Annotated in this window: 20 protein-coding genes; 11 read left to right on the forward strand and 9 right to left on the reverse strand. The window is 58.7% G+C overall.

The window, feature by feature from the left end:
* Positions 1-339: 339 nt before the first annotated feature.
* Both ABWL39_RS19825 and ABWL39_RS19830 read right to left on the reverse strand, forming a co-directional pair.
* A complete protein-coding gene (locus tag ABWL39_RS19825) occupies positions 340-1,311 on the reverse strand; it encodes a ParB/RepB/Spo0J family partition protein (protein ID WP_367795620.1) in 972 nt (323 codons plus the stop codon).
* The gene (locus tag ABWL39_RS19830) at positions 1,308-2,321 is read right to left on the reverse strand and encodes a ParA family protein (RefSeq protein WP_367795623.1); all 1,014 of its coding nucleotides are present in this window, start codon (positions 2,319-2,321) and stop codon (positions 1,308-1,310) included. The genes ABWL39_RS19825 and ABWL39_RS19830 overlap by 4 nt, the downstream gene beginning before the upstream one ends.
* 1,317 nt (positions 2,322-3,638) lie before the next feature.
* Between ABWL39_RS19830 and ABWL39_RS19835 the strand changes: the two genes are divergently transcribed.
* The gene (locus ABWL39_RS19835; RefSeq protein ID WP_367795626.1) at positions 3,639-5,222 is read left to right on the forward strand and encodes a replication initiation protein; all 1,584 of its coding nucleotides are present in this window, start codon (positions 3,639-3,641) and stop codon (positions 5,220-5,222) included.
* A gap of 68 nt (positions 5,223-5,290) precedes the next feature.
* Here the strand turns inward: ABWL39_RS19835 and ABWL39_RS19840 are convergent, their stop codons facing one another.
* From ABWL39_RS19840 to imuA, 3 genes are read right to left on the reverse strand one after another with little or no spacing between them, the layout of a single operon-like run.
* The gene (locus ABWL39_RS19840; RefSeq protein ID WP_367795629.1) at positions 5,291-8,386 is read right to left on the reverse strand and encodes an error-prone DNA polymerase; all 3,096 of its coding nucleotides are present in this window, start codon (positions 8,384-8,386) and stop codon (positions 5,291-5,293) included.
* Positions 8,387-8,399: 13 nt separating this feature from the next.
* Positions 8,400-9,830, reverse strand: a complete 1,431-nt coding sequence (locus tag ABWL39_RS19845; RefSeq protein WP_367795632.1) for a DNA polymerase Y family protein — start codon at positions 9,828-9,830, stop codon at positions 8,400-8,402.
* The gene (gene imuA, locus ABWL39_RS19850) at positions 9,757-10,446 is read right to left on the reverse strand and encodes a translesion DNA synthesis-associated protein ImuA (RefSeq protein ID WP_367795635.1); all 690 of its coding nucleotides are present in this window, start codon (positions 10,444-10,446) and stop codon (positions 9,757-9,759) included. Before imuA ends, ABWL39_RS19845 begins: the two co-directional genes overlap by 74 nt.
* A gap of 266 nt (positions 10,447-10,712) precedes the next feature.
* Between imuA and ABWL39_RS19855 the strand changes: the two genes are divergently transcribed.
* Positions 10,713-11,042 carry a hypothetical protein gene (locus ABWL39_RS19855; RefSeq protein ID WP_367795638.1) on the forward strand — a complete coding sequence of 110 codons (330 nt, stop codon included), beginning with the start codon at positions 10,713-10,715 and terminating at the stop codon, positions 11,040-11,042.
* Positions 11,043-11,051: 9 nt separating this feature from the next.
* Complete coding sequence (locus tag ABWL39_RS19860) at positions 11,052-11,726, forward strand: SOS response-associated peptidase (protein WP_367795641.1); 675 nt, start codon at positions 11,052-11,054, stop codon at positions 11,724-11,726.
* 304 nt (positions 11,727-12,030) lie between these two features.
* Here the strand turns inward: ABWL39_RS19860 and ABWL39_RS19865 are convergent, their stop codons facing one another.
* Together ABWL39_RS19865 and merR are read right to left on the reverse strand one after the other, a co-directional pair.
* Positions 12,031-12,297 (reverse strand): hypothetical protein, encoded by a 267-nt coding sequence (locus tag ABWL39_RS19865; protein WP_367795644.1) that lies wholly within the window; start codon positions 12,295-12,297, stop codon positions 12,031-12,033.
* 266 nt (positions 12,298-12,563) lie between these two features.
* Positions 12,564-12,998 (reverse strand): Hg(II)-responsive transcriptional regulator, encoded by a 435-nt coding sequence (gene merR, locus ABWL39_RS19870; RefSeq protein WP_367795647.1) that lies wholly within the window; start codon positions 12,996-12,998, stop codon positions 12,564-12,566.
* A 75-nt stretch (positions 12,999-13,073) separates the two neighbouring features.
* Between merR and ABWL39_RS19875 the strand changes: the two genes are divergently transcribed.
* Genes ABWL39_RS19875 through ABWL39_RS19885 form a run of 3 tightly spaced genes read left to right on the forward strand, consistent with a single transcriptional unit; the run spans position 13,074 to position 14,091 of the window.
* Positions 13,074-13,421: a mercuric transporter MerT family protein gene (locus ABWL39_RS19875; RefSeq protein ID WP_367795649.1), complete on the forward strand. Its 348-nt coding sequence runs from the start codon at positions 13,074-13,076 to the stop codon at positions 13,419-13,421.
* Between the two features lie 9 nt (positions 13,422-13,430).
* A complete protein-coding gene (gene merP, locus ABWL39_RS19880) occupies positions 13,431-13,712 on the forward strand; it encodes a mercury resistance system periplasmic binding protein MerP (RefSeq protein ID WP_367795652.1) in 282 nt (93 codons plus the stop codon).
* A gap of 4 nt (positions 13,713-13,716) precedes the next feature.
* The gene (locus tag ABWL39_RS19885) at positions 13,717-14,091 is read left to right on the forward strand and encodes a carboxymuconolactone decarboxylase family protein (protein WP_367795655.1); all 375 of its coding nucleotides are present in this window, start codon (positions 13,717-13,719) and stop codon (positions 14,089-14,091) included.
* A 16-nt stretch (positions 14,092-14,107) separates the two neighbouring features.
* Here the strand turns inward: ABWL39_RS19885 and ABWL39_RS19890 are convergent, their stop codons facing one another.
* Positions 14,108-14,938, reverse strand: a complete 831-nt coding sequence (locus ABWL39_RS19890) for a hypothetical protein (protein ID WP_367795658.1) — start codon at positions 14,936-14,938, stop codon at positions 14,108-14,110.
* Between the two features lie 296 nt (positions 14,939-15,234).
* Between ABWL39_RS19890 and ABWL39_RS19895 the strand changes: the two genes are divergently transcribed.
* From ABWL39_RS19895 to ABWL39_RS19915, 5 genes are all read left to right on the forward strand, one after another.
* Positions 15,235-15,666 carry a c-type cytochrome gene (locus tag ABWL39_RS19895; RefSeq protein ID WP_367795661.1) on the forward strand — a complete coding sequence of 144 codons (432 nt, stop codon included), beginning with the start codon at positions 15,235-15,237 and terminating at the stop codon, positions 15,664-15,666.
* A 37-nt stretch (positions 15,667-15,703) separates the two neighbouring features.
* Positions 15,704-16,087: a thioredoxin family protein gene (locus tag ABWL39_RS19900; protein ID WP_367795664.1), complete on the forward strand. Its 384-nt coding sequence runs from the start codon at positions 15,704-15,706 to the stop codon at positions 16,085-16,087.
* Positions 16,087-16,815, forward strand: a complete 729-nt coding sequence (locus ABWL39_RS19905; protein ID WP_367795667.1) for a cytochrome c biogenesis CcdA family protein — start codon at positions 16,087-16,089, stop codon at positions 16,813-16,815. Before ABWL39_RS19900 ends, ABWL39_RS19905 begins: the two co-directional genes overlap by 1 nt.
* 123 nt (positions 16,816-16,938) lie before the next feature.
* Complete coding sequence (locus tag ABWL39_RS19910; protein ID WP_367795670.1) at positions 16,939-17,148, forward strand: DUF2892 domain-containing protein; 210 nt, start codon at positions 16,939-16,941, stop codon at positions 17,146-17,148.
* Between the two features lie 3 nt (positions 17,149-17,151).
* Entirely contained in the window at positions 17,152-17,682 is a 531-nt protein-coding gene (locus ABWL39_RS19915; protein ID WP_367795673.1) for an RNA polymerase sigma factor, read from the forward strand.
* A gap of 6 nt (positions 17,683-17,688) precedes the next feature.
* Here ABWL39_RS19915 and ABWL39_RS19920 read toward each other — a convergent pair.
* Positions 17,689-17,956 (reverse strand): recombinase family protein (locus ABWL39_RS19920; protein ID WP_367795676.1); only part of this gene is annotated, 268 nt, incomplete at its 5' end.

The raw sequence follows: 17,956 nt of genomic DNA on the forward strand, positions 1-17,956 counted from the left end.
CTCTTGTTTCTACGTAGAAACGGGGGAGATCTTGCATGGTGAACTGGCTTGTTTCTACGTAGAAACTGCGTATGACGCGCCGTTGCGTGGCTCCCAGTAATCCGTAGGCGCAATTCACCAGCGTTGCAAGGAAAACCGGCGTAACGCGCGAGCAAAATAGCTGAATGCGGCGTCCATGGCGTCGGTCCGGCCTAGACGGGATCGTTTCGCTATTGGCTCGGTGAACCAGAAACGATTAAGTTAGTCTTAATCGCGGAATGTGGGGAGACAGATACTCTTGCGGTAAATTAAATTGGCCCCTTGTTTCTACGTAGAAACAAGGGGCCCGTGGTCTGGTTTCTACGTAGAAACTTTTTCCGCGTTTGCCTTGTAGTATTCTTCAATCGTAGCGGTCAGCTCTCTCTTCTGGTCCGTCGTCAGGCCTGCCGCCTCAACAACAAAGAGGTTTCCGTCCTTACGCTCCTTAGCGACCACTGAAACCCCGCCGTCGGCGGTGGCTTGAAACCACACCTTCAAACGCCCCCGTTTTGCAGCACCTGGTCGTCTGCTCAAATATTTTCGTTTCGCTTCCGCAGTATCACGCACACTCAACTTGCGCTCCGATATTTCCTCCGCAAAGCGAGCACCGGTTTCCTCGTCGGTTGCATTGATCAATGATCGAATCTCTTGCACGACGTTGTACGTGAACGATTTTGGATTGTCGTCAATAACCCTAAGCACGACTAAGGGCAAGTCATTAAACGCAAGGATCTTACTTGCTGTTGATCTGGTGCACCCGACCTCGTTACAAATATCCTCAATACTTTGATACACACGATCGTCAAGAAGGCGTTTCCACACGAGCGCCCTATCGTAATCGGTATGATCTGAGCGCCGCTCATTTTCCTCATTCGCGAGCAAATATAGATCGCGAGGCGTTAGACCAGGACGAAGAACCCCCTTGATTGTTGCCGCATGGCCTTGTTCATTGCGTAACGCCAACGCACGCCGGCGTTTTCCGCCTGCCACAACGATAAAGCGGCCTGGCTTGGCACCTTCCGTGACAATGATTGGACTGAGTTGCCCGTAAGTTGTTACAGACACAAGCATGTCCGCAATTTCTTGCTGGTCATATTTCGTTCTCGGGCCGTACGGGTTGTCATCCAGTTTGTCAATTTCGAGGTCAAGTATCTTGTCCTCTGAAGTCACTTTTTCAATCTCATCAAGCCTAGGTGCTGCTGGGATTGGCGGCTTCACGCCAAGCCCAAGTGGAACGCCAACGGCGAGTGGTGCCGCGGTGCTCTGCTGGATCAATCCCGATGATTTTTTCATTGCTCGACTCCCAGTCCTTTGATGCCCAACAACGCCAAAATCTCGCGCGACAACTCCAACAATTTTCGACCGGCAGGGGAAGTTGGCTCTCTTTCATACAGCGCGTTTGTCTCACCCTTTGTGACTCTGCTTTGTGACAAAAAGCCCGCGTAGGCCGGGATGACGGTTTTCAAAAGTTGATCCCCGTACATGTTCTTCAAATTGTCGAGATTCTCTTCTGATGACCGGTAGCTCGGATGGTAGCCATTGGCCAAGAACAGCACAGGCTTTTTCATGCTGAACGCTTTATCTAGATCATTTAACTCTTGGGCCAATACACGAAGCGCCTTGGTTGACATCCCGTCCAGCTTTACCACGCTCAAAACCACGTCGGAGGCTACCAACACGTTGAAATTTAATACGCTACTGCTTGGGGGCGAGTCGACGATGATAATGTCAAAGTTCTTTGCGAGAAATTCGCTGTTATTCTTGATGAATGTTGCAAACAGGTATTCGCGCCTCGTGTAGGCCGAGACAGTCAGATCGAACGAAGACAAGAAATTGTCAGCGGGGATTACGCTCAACGCCATTTCCGCATAAGGCCGCTGAATAGCAGACTCAATCGGAGCATTGTTGGTTAGCAAGTCAAGCATTGTCACGATACCTTCCTGCTCGACGTCGATACCTAACATGTCCGACGCGTCACCTTGCGGATCTGCATCGATTAGCAGTGCCCGATAACCTTGAGCTGCGACGCAAAGTGCTAGATTACTAGCCGTCGTTGACTTACCAACCCCACCTTTACTCATTCGAAGAGAAACAACAGGTGGGACAGTTGGTAACTTTAGTCGCTCGTTAAACTCAGGAAAGAGTTTGCTTCGCATCTGTCCGATGTCAGCTGCGGAATAGGTTAGATGGTAGCCAGACCTTGGAACGTTTTCTTTGTTTGCCAACGCGCGTATTTCGTTGGCGTCCAGTGGAACCGCCAACAATTCAGACGCGAGCTTGGCTCTAACCTCGAAGGTACGCATAGATTCCCCCTCAGATTCCCAGTAACATTGATAAAAAGATTTCCGGCGAGTTTATCAGATAATCTTGTGTTGTTGCCTGCATTTCATCCGCGATCACCCACCAGTGCATTGAGCAACAGCAGTCACCATACGGATCGTCGAAACGGCATCTTTAAGGGATCGCGCTACTTTGGCGGCCAATCGTTCCGCGTCCCGAAGACCGAAGTTTGGCGCGACTTGTGTCAATCGGGGGATCCTCGATCAGTGGTGGGCAGCCAAAATAGGACAAATCCCTAGGTTTGTAGACCTGTTACGACAAGGAGGCACGCGCAACTGAGTTCGCAACTAAGGCAAGATCCTATAACTGTAGTCCTATGGGTGCGCTGAAATCGTAACCACACGGACGTTCGGTGGGATTTCCCTACTGCTGTAGGCTTTAGTTTTATCAGGGCTGGGTTTAGTGCACTCAGATTGATACTGGTATCGATGTCCGATAGGTCGAGTTGGAGGCAATCGAATGGACAGCCCTACGTTTGTAGTCCTTTGCGAGGTTGCTTGCGGTATGAAACGGGCTAAAAGCCCGCAGATACGGGAGTTTCAACGTGCGTACGACTTGAAAGGTCTACAGTCATGGGGTTTATCAATGACACAGCCTTGAGTTGCAGAGGTGACTCCCTAGCCATTCCCTAGAAACGTAGTCTTTGGGGTTGGCATACCCCAAGAAGTCTACAACTGTCGGGGTTTTAAGGGTTTTTGCGAGGGAAACGTGTGTTTGCAGAGTTGGGTAGGAACTCGAAATGGATGGTTTGATGCGAAAGGTCTACAAAAACACGCCTTTGAATGCCGAGCCAATAATCTGGTTGGGGCAAAAGACTACAAATCTCGGGAGCTATCTCCTGACAGCATTCTTGATACTTAAGGCAATCAATCTAATTGCAACTTCGTTAACTAATTGATTCTTCAAAGCAATTAGCGATTTAAGTCTACGTCTATGGGCACATGGCTACGTTTATGGGGGTGAAAACACCTGATGACTACAAACGTAGGGCTTGATCTGGCTACGCCTGTGGGGCGAGGGGTCTACAGCTATGGGAAGGGTCTACACCTATAGGGGTAGGCTTTTGGCTCCTTGAATACCAATGGTGATACGTACCGTCTACTCACTAAAATTTCCGGCTGCCCGTTTGTTATTGAATTCGACGTCGGGGCCAAGGCAGATCTATGCGATAGAAACCACCACCAGGCTTAACAAGCCTACACGCTATAGGTTGACACGTAGACTTTTGCGGTCTACATTGCCTTGAATTTATGTAGACTTTAAATGCAAAGGCAAGTGTTGTGAATCCTAAATCCAAGCCGAAGGCTGTTGTGGCGCCGGGTCAGCTGATAGACACGGTTGGCCAGAGCTGGTTGGCTGATGACTCGGTAAACAGCTTTGTGGCAGGTGACCTGTTTGTGGAGCAGTCATTGCAGCTGCTGGAGCAGGCAAAACAGGAAGCTAACCAGGCTGGTAGTCGTGTTCTGCCTGAGGTATGGAAAGCACCAAGCAACATGCCTGAGCGACTCCAGCATGACCTCCGCCGCGCACAACAGGATAGTCAGTATGCGTTAGATTTCTACCAGGATGGGGACGGACTCACGCCTATCACGGATTCGAAGCACGAGATTTCGCTGAAGCGTGGCAACTATCACCTGCGGATGATTGGAAGGCTGGGCTTGCTCGAGCGACAGGTGATAACAGCACTACACTTTATTGCTCGCCCGCACGTGTTAAGCCGGGATTTTCACTCGGTTAGCCAGAACTACCTAAAGTGGCTAATCAATCACAACACCAAGGATAACTCGTACCTCAAGAAGACTATTGAGGGATTGCAAGGGGCTACGGTCTGGACCGAGGATCAATCTGCCCCTGGGGGTGGAAGCTGGATCTCAATTCAGGTTCTGGGAACGGTTGCGTTTGACAACGGGATTTTGTACTTCAAGATTCCAGAAGACATGCGTTCTGCCATTGCCAACCCAGACCAATATGGCTACATCTCGATGCGGATGAATGCCGCCTTTAATGGGCGGCATGCTCGCACCTTGTACGATTACTTGGTCTCGTTCAAATGGCGGGGCTACACAGACTGGTGGTCTGTGGAGGAGTATCGTCGGCGCATGGGGGTCGATAAAGATGAATACAAGGAATTCAAGCGACTGGCGGTGCGCGTTATCAAGGAACCGCTGGATGAAATTGAAAAGATATCCGACATCAAGGGAGTAGTGGAGTATCGGCGCGAGAACCGTCAAGTTGTTGCGCTACGCTTCAAGGTTTTAGCTAATCCGGATGGTGCACTTGCGCTCAACGAGATTGCCCAGAACACGGAGTTTCCGGCCGACCTCTACGACATGCTGAAGGCTGACTGGATAGGCTCTGACACTGAAATCAACGAACTGGCTCGAGAGTACAAGGCGGAGCAGATTCGCGAGAAAATAAAGGTACTCACCTACCGATACTCTATGCAGTCGAAGAAGATGGATTTCCCGGGTGCCTTGCTTAAGGCCGCCTTGGCGCAAGATGACAAGTATCAGTTGACGCACAGCGAGATGGCGCAGGTAGACCATTGGATGAAGCAGCGCCAGGAAGAAAAGAATAAGAGCCTCGAGGTGGCCCGTGAGCGAAAAGCCCTGCGTAAGGCCTCGGAAGAGGCCACAGCATTACTGGAAGACGTGTGGTCAACTTACCCACTAGACAAGCAAATGGCGTATTGGCAAGCATTCCTGGCTGAGCCGGACACCAAGCCGTTGATTCAAATTCACAAGCTAAAAGAGGACGTCATTGGCCTGACCAAGAAGAGTGTGCAGATGCAGTTCAGCCGTTACTTGCTAAACGCATTGAAGGCCGCAATGGACCAAGAGCAAGATCAGCGCTTGCTGAAATAAGCTGACGCGCACGGCTATGGACTGGATAGCTGCCAAAGGCCTACAGGCATATCGCGGCGGTCACTTGGTCAACGGAAATCCCGGCTCGTCGTGCTGAGCTCCCCTAGCAACTCGGTGAGATTTACCAGCCGCTTGGCCAACAGGTGCACGACCAGGCCTTCACGCTGCACGATGCCGTAGACCGCCATCAGGCGGGAGCTGAGCAATTCCATGCGCTGGCGGTCGGACAGATCGCGCCAGACGATGATGTTGCTGATTCCGGTCTCATCTTCCAAGGTCACGAATACCACACCGCTGGCGGTCGACGGCCGCTGCTTGGTGACAACCAAGCCAGCGACACGGGCAAGCCGTCCGTTGGGCATCGCCTGCATTTCGACCGCGGTGATCAGGCGCCTGGCCTTGAGTTGAGTCCGGAGCAGCGACATCGGGTGGGGACCAAGGGTGAGGCCTAGGCTCGCATAGTCGGCCTGGATCTCCTCGCCAACGGTTGGTATCGGCAGAGGCGGGGGGGTATCGAGGGAGACGGTGCCCTCGGTCAGGCCTGCCCCGACATCAAGGCCTTTCACCTGCCACCAGGCCTCGCGCCGGTTGCCGGCTAGGCTTTGCAAGATACCGGCCTTCGCGATCGCGCCCATTTCGCGGGATCGCAGGCGCGAGCGTTGCTGCAGGTCGTCGATCGATGCGAAACCGGCTTCCGGTCGGGCCGCGACCAGCTGCTGGCCGGCTGCTTCACCCAGGCCGTTCACCTGCCGCAGGCCGAGCCTTATTGCCGGCTGCGGCCGATTGTCTCGATGGTCGTCGCCGGGCCTCGTTTCCAGCGTGCAGTCCCAAATGCTGATCTGCGCATCGACCGGCCTGATTTCGATCCCGTGGCGCTGCGCGTCCTGGATCAGCTGGCTCGGCGAGTAAAAGCCCATCGGCTGGCTATTGAGCAGCGCACAGCAGAATGCCGCCGGTTCATGGCACTTGAGCCAGGCCGATGCATAGGCGAGTAGCGCGAAGCTGGCCGCGTGCGATTCCGGAAAGCCATACTCGGAGAAGCCTTCGATCTGCGCGAAAATCTGCGCAGCGAATTCTGCCGTATAGCCACGCTCGACCATGCCCGTATGCAGTCGCTCCTTGAACTGCTGCAACTTGCCGGTCCGCCGCCAAGCGCCGATCGAGCGCCGCAGCTGGTCGGCCTCCCCGCCACTGAAACCGGCGGCGACCACGGCCAGTGCCATCACCTGTTCCTGAAAAATCGGCACGCCCAACGTCCGCTCCAGCACGCCCTTCACCGCCTCGCTCGGATAGGTCACGGCTTCCTCGCCGTTGCGTCGCCGCAAGTACGGATGGACCATCCCACCCTGGATCGGGCCAGGGCGAATGAGTGCGACTTCCACCACGAGGTCGTAGAAGTGCGCCGGTTTGAGTCGTGGCAGCATCGACATCTGCGCCCGCGACTCGATCTGAAACACGCCAACCGCATCGGCCTCCTGCAGCATGGCGTAAACGGCCGGGTCCTCGGCCGGGATGTCTTCCAGCGCCATGGGTCGGCCGCGGAGGGTGGACACCAGCTCGAGATTACGCCGGATAGCGCTGAGCATGCCCAACGCAAGCACATCGATCTTGAGCAGCCCCATTGCATCCAGATCATCCTTGTCCCACTGGATCACTGTTCGGTCGGGCATGGCAGCGTTTTCGATCGGGACGATGCGAGTCAGCGCACCGCGCGAGATCACGAAACCACCGACGTGCTGCGACAGATGGCGGGGAAAACCACGTAACTGCTGCACTAGGGTCAACAGCAGCTCGGTCTGACGGCTGTCCGGATCCAACCCAGCCTCGCGTAGTCGGTCGGGCAAATCCTGAATCTTGTCCCACCAAGCCATCGTGTCCGCCAGCCGGTCGAGTTGAGTCTCCTCGTAGCCCAGCGCGCGTCCGACATCGCGCAAGGTACTCCGATCGCGATAGCTGATCACCGCTGCGGTGAGGCCAGCACGCTCGCGGCCATAGCGGCGGTAAATGTACTGCATCACCTCCTCGCGGCGCTGATGCTCGAAGTCAACATCGATATCGGGTGGCTCGGCGCGTTCTTTCGAGATGAAGCGCTCGAACAGCATGGACATCCGCGCCGGATCGACTTCGGTGATGTGCAGTGCGAAGCACACCACCGAATTGGCGGCCGAGCCCCGCCCCTGGCAGAGGATGTGCTGGCTGCGTGCCCAGCTGACAATGTCGTAGACCGTCAGAAAGTATGGCTCGTAGCCGAGCTCGGCGATCAGGGTCAGCTCTTTGTCGGCTTGCATGCGCACCGAGGCCGGCGTGCCATCTGGATAGCGCGCGGCCAGCCCCCGGTCAGTCAATTGCCGTAAATAGTCGCTGCGTGACACGCCAGCCGGCACCACGTCGTCGGGATAGCTGTAGCGTAGCTCGTCGAGGGAAAAAGTGCAGCGGCTGGCGATCGACACCGATTCCTGTAGCAGCGCGGCCGGATAGATCTGTGCGAGCTGCTGCCGGGTACGCAAGTGGCGCTCGCCGTTGGGGTGTAGCGCTGTGCCGCATTGCGCCACCGGCGTGCCAAGCCGGATTGCGGTCAGCGTGTCTTGTAGCGCTCGCCGCGAGCGGACATGCATGTGCACGTCGCCGGCAGCGACCAGCGGCAGGCGCGCATTGCGCCCGAGGATCTCCAATCGCTCCAGCCAGGCTCGATCATCTGGGCCATGCAGCAACTCGACAGCGATCCAGACCCGCCCCGGGAAATTCCAGCGTAGCCACGCCGCATCGTCGAGCGAGGGTGCCGCGGGCGGCAGCCACAGAACCAGCAACCGCTCGCCGAAGCGGGATACCTCGTCGCGGGTGAGGTGGTAGTTACCCTTGTCAGCCTGGCGCCGGCCGAGTGTGATTAGCTCGCACAGGTCGCCATAGGCCTCGATATTGGGTGCCAACGCGACCAGGCGCAAGCTGTCATCTAGCGTAAACGAACTCCCGACGATCAGCTTGAGGCCATGCTCCTTGGCGGCCGTGTGGGCACGCACGATTCCGGCTAGCGAGCATTCGTCAGTGATGGCCAGCGCCTGATAGTCGAGCGCGCGGGCGCGGATCACCAACTCTTCGGTATGCGAGGCGCCTCGAAGGAAGGTGAAATTGCTCAGGCAATGGAGCTCAGCGTAGTCGGGGAGCATGGGGTGCCATCAATCAATCGAACAGGCCGTGCAGGAACCAGTCACCCGACCCCCGATCCTGATACACCCAATAGCGACGCCCGGACTCGCCAACGGCCGTCCAGTAATCGCGCACGACGCGCCGCCCGTCCCACCAGCCGGTCTCGATCCGCTCGGGCAGGCCGCGGCAGGTCAGCGGCTCGACATACCACGGTCGATTGTTACGGACCGTCAGCGGGGTCGGTACCAGCATTAGCAGGGCAGGGCGTGGGTTGTTACCGACCGTGGTTGCCTTCCCGGAACGGCCCAGCGCCCATGCGCATTCCGGTCGGTGGTCGCTGACCACGTGCACTTGGCGCACCGCGTCGTCGCCGAGACGTGCCATCAACCGAGCCCGCAACACCTCGGCATTTGCCTCGCCGGCAGCATCGCCGAACAGGTCGAGCGGGGTTCCGTCGAGCCCATGCAGGCGGTCGGCCTCGAGGCTAATGGCCTCGACCGGTGCCGGAAGCTCGAAGTGGGTGAGTTTTTCACGGGCGACGGCAACGAGGTCGTTGACCTGGCGTGTCGGTGTGCCGTAGCCGACAACCAAGTCAGTAACGGCCCGGTTCGCGTGTTCCAGGCGGTAAGTGACCTGTTGCACGCCCAGGCCGAGCCCAAGCAGATAGCCGCTAAGGGCGATCGACAGGCGTCGGGCGACGAATAGCAGTGCGTCATTGGACTCCACTGGCCACCCTAGCTCAATCCGCATCGAAAACGTTGGTGGCGGGACGAAGTGCTCGCGAGGATCTGGCATGGTCCCAAGTGCTTGCTCCAGCACTATCGGCAGCGCCGTGCCGAACCGGCGGGCCAGCCCTTTGCGTGGCAGCGCCACCACCTGGGAAATACGGCTCAGCCCAAGCAGCTGCAGATCTTGTAACTTGCCGGCGGCGAGTGGCAGCAGTGCAACGGGTAGGGGACCGATCGCATCCGTCAGCGCATCCCTGTCGAACACCGGGGCATCGCGTCCGACTTCAGCCAGCCATTGTGCCGCCAGCGGCGTCGGCGCACAGCCTAGGCGGGCAAGATAGCCTTGCCCAGCGATGCCGTCGCGGACCATTTCAACCAGCGCATCATAGCCGTGGAAGTAACTGAGGCAGCCACCGATCTCCAACAGCAGCGACGCCGGGGACGCAATGGTGATCGTCGGTGTGAACTGCTGCGCCCAGCTCGCGAGGTAGGCTAGCGCCTGCTGCTCCAGCTCCGGTCGGCGGTGGGTGATGCGTAGCTGCCCGGCGAGCGCAGCCGCCGCAGAGCGCTTCATCCCAGGTTGCACACCAGCTGTCTTCGCGGCTTCATTGCACGCGACAACCCGTTCCACTGACCCGACCGCTTCAACCACGGCTTCGGGTTCAGGCTGGGACAGGCCGCGGCTGAACACGTCCAGCGGCAGGCGCGGTAGGTACAAGGCTAGCCACAACATCATGCTTACGTCGAATGAGGATGGGAGAGGAGAGTGGTGGGCCGCGCCGTTTCAGCACGTCGACGGCGATTGCATCCACGAGTGGGCGCACCGCCAGCCGCAGGCCAAACGGCGTGCCGTCGTGGATACCCCGATCGGGCCGCAGCATGATCGCAACGCAGCGGCCCTGTTCGGCCGCCAGTTGGAGTCGCCGGCAGCGCTTGTCCGGCGGCGAGCGTGGGAGCCAGGACAGGACGGCGCCGCAGGGTTCGCGAGTTACTTGCTCGAAGGCCCACAGGGTTTCGTTTTCATCGCGGGGCGCGAGCCAGGTTAACCATTCAAGGCCCACACCTGCGGCGGCGAGGCTGGGGGCATACGGAATACCGGGTGGCGCAATCAAAAACACCGCCTGACGAACCTGCGTCAGGCGGGCCATCAGGGGAAGTAGTAATGTCCATTCGCCACTCCCCGGTTGTGGATATAGTACCTCGGACACTGCACCGACTGGCCAGCCACCGTGTGGGAGGGCGCTATCGAGCAGTGGGAACCCACTGCTGGCCGTTGCGTGCGAGGCCAGCGAGACGCTATCACCGCGGCGGATCGCGGGATGGCTGAGGAGGGCGGCAAGTGGGGTGGACATGGTGTGTTTGGCAGGGCAGAATAACTGTAATTCATTACAGTATAAGCCGCTGCGATACGGATGCAATACTGTATGGACTGGTCTGCAGCGTGCGGATCCGCCTCAACGCTCTCAACGCTAGCTAGGACAAGGACACTAGCCGACGGAGATGCATTACAACAATATATCCGTCGAGTGGTATGCCGGAATGCGGGTGCCTACTCGATGATGGGCGAGTGGCACTGGGAAAGATCGACTACAACGACGCGTCAGGAAGGAGTCAGCAGATGAGCGAAATCGTCCGTACCTTCGGCGCCTTGGTCGTGCTGGCTAAGGCTGTCAGAATACCGGATTGCGATCCGGCGTTGCTCGACCGGGACATCGCGGAGCGTATCGGCGGCGACTGGAACTTTGCGTCCGCTGTGCAGTGGCTGACCGGCAGCAAAGCCCGCGCGGTCGTTGACGGTCTCACCGACAAGGGCACCTTCGCCGGCCTACATAAGGAGGACATGTTAACGCTGCTTGATCTCGCGCAGACTGCCTGCCAAGCCGCAACCGGCGATGCCGGTGACCTGTTGGCGAAGCTCCGCTATCCCTTGGATAAAACCGCCGCTTAGGAAACCCTCATGTGTGTGAACTTCGACCCGGCTGATCGCGCCGGGATCCTACGTCTGTTTGCTCGCTGGAACCTGACGGTACCCGCTTTCGAGGTGCCGAAGGAAACTTGGCAGGACCGTTTAGCCCCGATCGTCGTGCATCCTGACGAGTGCGAGATGTACTGCACGATCGCCAGCTTCGGTATGGTGCCGCAACGGTATAAACCGCCGAAAGTCAAAACGCTGACCACCATGAATGCGCGTGCTGAGACGCTTGGCGAGCGACGTAACTTCAAACCGTTCTGGGATACCGGTCAGCTCGCGCTGGTGCCGATTACTGGCTTCTACGAACCTTTCTATGAGACACGAGAGGGACCCTCGACGCGTTGGCGGATCGGTATGGCGAATGGAAGCCCGTTTGCGGTTGCCGGCCTATGGCGCACGTGGATCGGCGCCGAGGGGGAGGTGGAGCGCTCTTTCACCCAGATTACGGTTAATGCCGACGATCACCCGCTGATGAAGCGTTTTCACAAATGGGATGACGTAAAGCGCAGCCTGGTGATTGTGGCCCCGGACGACTACGAGGTCTGGCTCACCTGTCGCGATCCGGATCTCGCCCGGACCTTCTTAAAACTCTATCCCGCCGAGCTGATGACAGCGGCACCGGCGCCATTGCCCCCGCGCAAGAAAAAGGCTGTCTTGTGACACTTCGTACACTGTTGTCGGCAAGCCTGTTTCTGCTGCTCACGACCATGGCACTCACCAACACTGCCGCGATGCTCGAACGCGGCGAGCTGTGACCCTGCTTCAACCTCGTTTTGCGGATAGCCGAAAAATCGAGCCCGCCAGATTTGCATATGGGACCGTCAGGCAGCCCCGCTTTTGCAAACACCGGATCCTCCATCACACTCAACTAGGGTTACCATTGATCGGAACGGCCCGCCAGCATTGCTGCGACGTAGCACTGAATCCACTTTTTGGCGCGTCATGGCGGACCTTTCCTTTTTTCCTAATGTTGCATCCAGTCATGGACGCCGCCCGCACTTTGAGTACCGATCAACGCAATCAACAGCCCGGTTATATCTTTGTCGAACTTGGTGGCAAGCTCATTCAATACTGCGTCAAGTCCGCGGTAGAGAGCGGAAACCTGCGGCGGCTCGTAACCAGCTCCATTGCGCACCTCAAACCACATGCCGTCAGCCTGGTCGGCTGTTAAACCCGCAAATACATCCGTAAGGTACGTTCGCAGCGCAGGCAATATATGCTCCTCCATCAAGGTTCGATCGCTCCACCGTAAGTCGATTCCAAAGTGGAACTCATATGCCCGTCGAGCGGGTGGCACAACAAGGGGTCGCCTCAGAAAACGGAAAATAAAGCACGCTAAGCAGTCAAAGCATTGGGAGGGTAGCCTTCCTGAATTTCTGTCACATTACCTACCAAGCCGCCCTTTGCATGCCTTAGTATAAATAACGGGTTAAGTGACAGTTATTGACGGCGAGAACTTCCCGGGCTGTCATTTTCAGAAGACGACTGCACTAAATATCAAGAGTTGGTTGCACTATGTTGATGAGGGCCTTCTTCATCGCGCTCCAGTACGTCAATGATTGGGCAGCACGCACTTCCGTCCCCCGCATCACACTGATTCACCAGACTCCCCAGCGCTTGCTGCATGGCCGCGAGATCGACCATCTTCCGCTCGATGAGGCTTAGTTTCCGCATGGCCAGTGCCCGCGTGTCGGCGCAGGCGCACGCTGCCTCCAAGGTCAGGAGCACGGCGATCTCATCCAGCGTGAAGCCCAATGCCTGCGCGCGTTTGATGAAGCGCACCCGCTTGACCTGCTCAGCCGAGTAGCGCCGATGGCCACCCAGCGGTTTGGGTGGTTCATCCAGCAGACCGCGCCGCTGGTAATAACGGATCGTCTCGATGTTCACCCCGGCTGCGTCCGCCAGCTTGCCGATGGTCAGGTCTGCTCCCATCAAATTCCCCTTGATTCCGTACTCAAGTACGGGATTTATAGTAACACTCAGGCCAACGAGTTCAAGGGAATCAGCATGGCATCACTCACCGGAAAGGGCTCGCTGATCGCGGGCGTGCTGGCCGCCATCGGCGCGTCGGTGTGCTGCGTCGGCCCGCTCGTGCTGCTGGCCCTCGGCATTGGTGGTACTTGGGTCGGCAGCCTGACGGCGATGGAGCCGTACCGACCGATTTTCATCGGCCTGACGCTGCTGTTTCTCGGGCTGGCCTTCCGCAAGCTCTACCTGGTGCCGCAGGTCTGCTCGCCGGGCACGCCCTGCGCCGATCCGCGCGTGCGCCAGCGGCAGCGGCTCACCTTCTGGATCGTTGCCACGCTGCTGGCTGGCCTCTTGGCCGTGCCGTGGCTCGCCCGGCTGTTTTACTGAGGAACCATCATGCGCAAACTGTTGATCGCGGCCATCGCCGCTATACCCCTGGTGGCGTTCGCCGCTCCAAACAAGACTGTCACGCTTGACGTGCAGAACATGACCTGCCCCGTCTGCCAGATCACGGTCAAGAAGTCGCTGCAAAAGGTCTCCGGTGTCGGTGCGGTCAAGGTCGATTTCGACAAGAAGACCGCGACCGTCACCTACGACCCGGACAAGGCCCGGCCGGAGTCGCTGACCCAGGCCACGACCAACGCGGGCTATCCATCCACCGTGCGGACGAAGGAGTGAAGCCATGTCCCTGACCGACATCGATCCAGCCCTCGGCTTGTTGGGCGAATTCGGCAAGCTGACCGGCAACACCACGCGCCACATCAACCAGATGCGGCAGGAGGCGATTTTCAAGGATGGCGCACTACCGGCTCGCGCCAAGGCGCTGTCTGCAATGCTGTGGGCGATCTCGGCTCGCTGCGAACCCTGCTTCAAGTTCTACGTGCAGCAGGCCGTAAAGCTGGGCGCGACGGAGAAGGAGATGGGCGAAATGCTGGCAGTGGCCTCGACGATGGGCGGCTGTGTCGGCGAGATGTGGGCGCTCAAAGCATTCAAAGCCTACAAGGAATTCGTCAGCGGCGAGGCTGCGCCGGAGGCCGAACCAAGCTGCTGCCAATAGGCTTCGGCCCTGGACGCTAAACCGCCGACAGGGCAGACAACTTTGCGTCCAGGTCGATGCGGACTTCCGAGAGCAATTCCAGCGCTTCGTCTTGCAGCTTGCCGGCAGCTTGATGCGACCGCAGGGCTTCATCGCGCAGTCGCATCACTTCCCGCAACTCGGGCTCACAGAGCCGGGCGACCGACTCGATGACGGCATCGACCTCGGGATGCCCGGTGCCGAGCGTGAGCGACGAGAGCAGTTCCAGGGTCAAATCGGCTCCCAGCATCAGATCGCCCGTGACCCAACTGTTGACAGTGAATAACGAGATCGGCAGGCCCTTCGCGTCAAAGCCGATGGTGAGCAAATGCCGTGTCGCCGGATTGGCGGACGGGTTGCCACACAGCTCGGCGAAGGCGCGCTCCGATCTTGAGTACAGCCTTCTGCCCCATAGAGGCTTTCGGGCAAACAGGTGGATGTGCCCATGCTCCACAGCACCCGGTCGATCCTCGGGGCTGTGTGAGTGGTAGAACCACTGGTAGTTGCTGGCATGGTCAATGGCATCGTCTTCCGGATAGTGCGCCCACTGCCGGGGAGCCTCGCCCGCCAGCAACCGGCCCAGCAGGTGCTCACCACGCTCGGCCAATCCCGCATAGGTTTCCAGCAGGCGCAGCCCGGCCGCCGCCAACGCGGCGTCAGGCTGGGGCGAGCGTGGCTGCACCGTCTTCATGAGATTCAGTTCTTCGGTGCACACTTCGGGCCGCATTTCGGCGCGCACTTGGGAGCACATTTGGGTGCGCACTTGCTCGCACCGCACTTGGCGGCCTTTTTGACCGGATGCTTCTTGGCGTAGCATTTCGGTGCGCACTTGGCACCACATTTCGCCATGACGCTGGGAGCGCACTTTGGCATCGGTGTGGATTCCTGGGCCGCAGCGGGCAGCGCCAGGGTGGCGGCGGTCAGAGCAGCCAGCGAGGCCAGTTTCAGTTGGGTTTTCATACGATTCTCCTTGGCAGATGGATGGTTGAGGACTGTCCTCGCTTGCTAAGAGGCGGCATGGCAGCGTTTGGATTCGCGGTCAGAGAAAAAAACTTTTTCCGGCCGCGAACCGTTTTGACCTGCCACCGCCTCTTAGTTGGTAACCACTGTGAAAGGAGGCTTCCCATGAAACTCGACTCGACTGCCCGGCGCGTACTCATCGCCACCGGGCTTGCCCTGGCTGCAACCATGGCGTTCGCTGACACTAACCCGGGCGCGGCCACTGTCCGCCCGCCTGGCTACAAACCCTTGAAGGGCAATCCCGAGGCGGGGAAGGCGCTGTTCAACGACACGAAGCTCTCCACTAACGGGATGTCGTGTGCCTCCTGCCACGCCAACCACGGCGCTTTCTCGACCAGCTTTGCCAAGCCATACCCCCACACGGTGGCCATGGCCCGCGACCAGCTCGGCCGCAAGAGCGTGTATCTGGATGAGATGGTGCAAGCCTGCATGGTCATGCCCATGGCCACCAAGCCGCTGCCTTGGAACTCCAAAGAATTGGCTGACCTGACCGCCTACGTTGCTGAGCTGCAAAAGACCTTCAAGCCCGCCCGTTGATTCGCTTTCCCCGACCAACCCATCCCAAGGAGAACCCATGAAACGATCCGTTATCCTCGCCGCCGCGCTCACGCTGTGGGCCGCCGTTGCATCCGCCGCTGAGCCCAAGCCCTTCACCCAGCAAGACTTCGACAAGCTGGCCCATGACGGCAAGCCGGTCGTGGTAGACGTGTCCGCCACTTGGTGCCCGACCTGCAAAGCCCAGAAACCCATTGTCGAGAACCTGTCCAAGCAGCCTGCCTACAAAGATGTGGCGATCCTGGCAGTGGACTTCGACGCAGACAAGGCCGTTCTCAAGCAATTCAAGGTCAGCATGCAAAGCACCTTGATCGCCTTCAAGGGTGGCAAGGAAATGGGCCGTTCGGTCGGTGACACCACGCCTGCTGGCATCGAGAACATCTTCAAGAAGGCGGCCAACTGATGGAGTTCGGGCTCGGCTCCTATGGCTTCGGTCTGCTGGCCGGGCTGCTCTCCACTCTGTCGCCCTGTGTGCTGCCCATCCTGCCGATTCTGTTGGGTTCGGCCACGGCGGCACATCCCCGTGCGCCGCTGGCTCTGGCCGGTGGCTTGGCCCTCTCATATGCCGTCATCGGAACGCTGATCGCGTGGGCAGGCGCGGCCATTGGCATTGATGCCTCCCTCTTCCGCAATGTTGGTGCCGCGATCCTGGGGTTGCTCGGTCTGGTATTGATGTCTGCCAGCCTCCAGCAGCGTTTCGCGTCGGCGACCTCCGGCATCGGGGATGCGGGCAACAACTTCATCTCCCGGCTCAACCTCAATGGGCTCAGAGGACAGTTCGCCATCGGCCTGGCCTTGGGTGTGGTTTGGAGCCCCTGCGTCGGTCCCACGCTCGGTGCCGCTGTCGTGCTCGCCAGCCAGGGCGCGCACCTGCCGCAGGTCGCCTTGCTTATGGGCATTTTCGGCATCGGTGCGGCCATGCCGGTCGTTGGCCTTGCCTACCTCTCGCGTGCCGCCATGATGAAGGTGCGCGGCAAACTGATGCAGGCAGGCAAAACCGGCAAGATCGTGCTGGGAGTCGTCATGGTATCCATCGCCGCGCTGATTCTTACTGGAGCCGACAAGCCGCTGGAGGCTTGGCTGGTAGATATGTCTCCGGCCTGGCTGACTGCATTGACAACGCGCTTTTGATGGGGCGTCATACCGCAAGGGCGCACGAAGTTTTTTCCGGCGGCTGCGAACCGCTTTGCTGGCTCGATTCCTCTTAGCAAACGAGGGATGTCCTCGAACTCGCAACCGTCAAAGGAGATTGAAATGTTCTACGTGAAGAATGTCCCCACCTGGGAACGTATCCTGCGCATCGTCATGGGTGTGGTGGCGCTCGTGTTCGCCGTCATGAACTGGAGCACATCGGGCCTGGCCGTCGGTGCTGGCATCATGGGGGCCATGCTTGCCATGACCGGCTTGGTGGGTTTTTGCCCCATGTGCGCCATGGTGGGCCGCAAGCTCGATAAGGGGCACTGAATCATGGCGGACGGCATGATCGAACGGGAGAATCTCATCTTGGCGGCCCAGACGGGCGACCAAGCGGCGATCTCCCGTCTGCTCACGGTCTGTCAGGCGGATGCCCGCCGCTATGCGCGCAGGCACTGCCACGCCAGCGATGTTGATGATGCCGTCCAGGAGTCGCTGCTGATTATTTCGCGCAAGGTCACGAGCCTGAAAGCCGCAATGGCGTTTTCCTCCTGGCTGTTCACCGTCATCAAACGCGAGTGCCGCAGGCTCGAACGCATGATGTTCAAGCATGAGCCACTGGAAGACGAGGTGGCCGAGCAGCAGTTGGCCTGCCGCACTGATGAGGCCTTGAGGATCGACCTTGCGCATGCGCTCGAATCATTGCCAGCGCACTACCTTGAGGTCGTATTGCTGCGGGACTTTGAAGAACTGACCATAGCGGAAATCGCTGAGCGCCTCGGCGAGCAACCAGGTGCTGTCAAGAGTCGGCTGCACCGTGCCCGCGAACTCGTGCGCGAATATCTTTTGAGTCCAAGCGACTGACCTGTATCAGGCACTGGTCAGCAGCTTTTTCCCGTCAGGACGCAACTCACCCTTTGGCGAAATGTGTCGATACAGGGTCTGTCGCGTGATGCCGAGTTCCTGACATAGATCGCCGACCTTGGTTTCCGGCTTCCCCATCGCCGCCATCGCCAGGCGCAGCTTGGCGGCGGTCATTTTGAACGGCCGGCCGCCATTCCGGCCGCGCGCCCGTGCCGACGCCAAGCCCGCCACGGTTCGCTCGGCGATCAGCTCGCGCTCGAACTCGGCCAGCGCC

Source organism: Chitinivorax sp. PXF-14 (genome assembly GCF_040812015.1).
Lineage (GTDB): Bacteria > Pseudomonadota > Gammaproteobacteria > Burkholderiales > SCOH01 > JBFNXJ01.